The organism is Oleiphilus sp. HI0043 (genome assembly GCF_001634935.1).
Window position 1 is genome coordinate 1 of sequence record NZ_LWEY01001010.1, and the last position, 2,075, is coordinate 2,075.

A 2,075-nucleotide genomic window follows, 5' to 3' on the forward strand; every position below is an offset into this window, starting at 1 on the left:
GAGTACAAGTTAATGTTTCCTTGCCGAGTTGCTTTCTCTCAGGGGCAAAACCGGGTTGTGTTCAACAGCAAGTATTTAGATCTACCGGTTGTTCAGAATGATAGTACCTTAGCGCCATTTTTGAAAAATGCGCCGGCATCGCTACTAAAACAATTTCGTTCAGATGACAGTGTTACTGCGCAGATAAAAAGAATTCTATTGAGTCGTATGGGTGGCAGCTTGGAGATCGAGAATCTTAGCTTTGATCTTGTAGCCAGTGAGTTACATTTAACTACCCACACCGCTCGGCGACGCCTTAAAGATGAGGGTAGTTCATTTAAAGAAATAAAAGACAGTATTCGTCGGGATCAGGCTTTGGTGTTGCTGGCCAAGGCAAACCTGAGTATTAATGACGTTGCTTTGCAGCTCGGCTTTTCAGAAGCAGCAGCATTCAATCGCGCCTTCAAAAAGTGGACAGGGCAAACGCCTGGCGCCTGCCGTGAGCAGCATCGATAGCTGGCTTTCTGGGCTAAGTTTGTCTGGCTGTGCTACTGCGGGTAGAACGGTGGCAAAGAAGCATTGTCTTTGCCTTTCAGGCCGGGTGCTGTTTTAGTGTATTTTTTTAATGCTTCAAGTAAGGCTTGCTGGTCATAGGTCTGAGTTGCATTTTTACTGTAACGATCGTTCTCGAATGCTAATAGTTCGGCAGCAAGCGACTCATCTAAAGCTTTCAGCGAACGCAAGGTAATGGGGGCTGACTTAACGGTGTTTTGTTTTCGCTGGCTCTCGATCCAAGCTAGTACAAGCTTCGGTATGTCACTCGACCCCTTTCTAATTGCTTCAATTAATTGTTTGTAGCTGAGTTCTGAAGTAGTAGAGTCGGGAGCTTGTATCGAGATTAGTTTATTTAAGTCTTGCTTTACTTGCTTCAGTCGTAGAAGTAGGAACAAACTCGTTAGAAGCCAACCAAAGGCGAGTAGTGCGATTATCGCTAGCAAGGCATGCTGATTGCTCTCATTGTGCTTAGGCTCTGTATTTTTAGCTGTGCTTTCTATCTCGGACTCTTGGTTGGGTGTTGCTTTTCCATCATCAGTTAAGTCGATGCTGGAGGGCTGCTCATTCTTTTGAGTTTGGTTTACAGCGCCCGGTTTGATGATGATTGTTCGCTCCGGGAGTGTAGCAATACGCTCAACATCGTTGACTGTATCCCACCAAGGTATGCGTATTTCCGGTAGCGTAATTTCGCCTTGTTTGATGGCAATATATGTTGTTGCGTCCTTTCGTATGGCATATGAGCCGCCTTCGTGAGCTTGTGATTCAACAGACGGTTTATCGGGGTATGACTTAACCCGTTCATTTGATACCGCGGGTATTGGGGGAAGGGCTGACCCAAGTAAACCTAAAGCAGAGGTGGTGATTTCATGCGTAAATGCATCACCGATTGATAGTTCGAGCTGCTCATCTTGCCATTTTTCACTTAAATGCAGGCTCTTTGCTGGTAACCAGTGTTGACCAGTAAAATTGGGGTTCGGCTGTGCTATATTCACTTGAACAGCATCCGATATTTCCGAGACACGTATGCGTCTACGTTGATAGCTGTCGATAAGCACACCGTTGAAGGCTAAACCATCGATATAGAGAGCACCACTTTTTTGAGGATAGATTAGGTACTTTCGTTCAATGACCTCATAGCGTTGGTTATAAGCCATACGATAGTATTTATTTTCCTCGCCAAAAGGTTCAATGATGGCATTGCTTGTGGCGGGCTCACTTAAATTTCCGCTACTAAGCCTTCCTAAGGAAAATAAGCGAACGGTATATTGGATTTGTTCCTGAACGTAAACATCTGATTTGTCTGTTTCAACTTCAATAAAAACAGGGGGAGGGTTGTCCGCGTCGATGGGTGCTTTACCCTCCACAACCTCTATAACAATAGCTTCAGATTTGGCTCCTTGTAGTATTGCCTGAGGAATAGTTAGTGTACCGGCCTGCTTTGGGCTAAGCGTATAGTTCCATGTAACTTCGGTTGTTGTATCGCCATTAATGGAGCGCATACTATAATTCTGCTGGCGATCAAGGATCTCAAAGCTATCTTC

Annotated in this window: 2 protein-coding genes; one reads left to right on the top strand and one right to left on the bottom strand. The window is 44.9% G+C overall.

The window, feature by feature from the left end; genetic code table 11:
• The coding region (locus A3729_RS10825; protein WP_231877417.1) for an AraC family transcriptional regulator at positions 1-495 on the top strand (495 nt) is incomplete at its 5' end.
• Between the two features lie 32 nt (positions 496-527).
• On the opposite strand, the gene A3729_RS10830 is transcribed toward A3729_RS10825, so the two are convergent.
• On the bottom strand, positions 528-2,075 hold a 1,548-nt coding region (locus A3729_RS10830; RefSeq protein ID WP_068633808.1), incomplete at its 5' end, for a BatD family protein.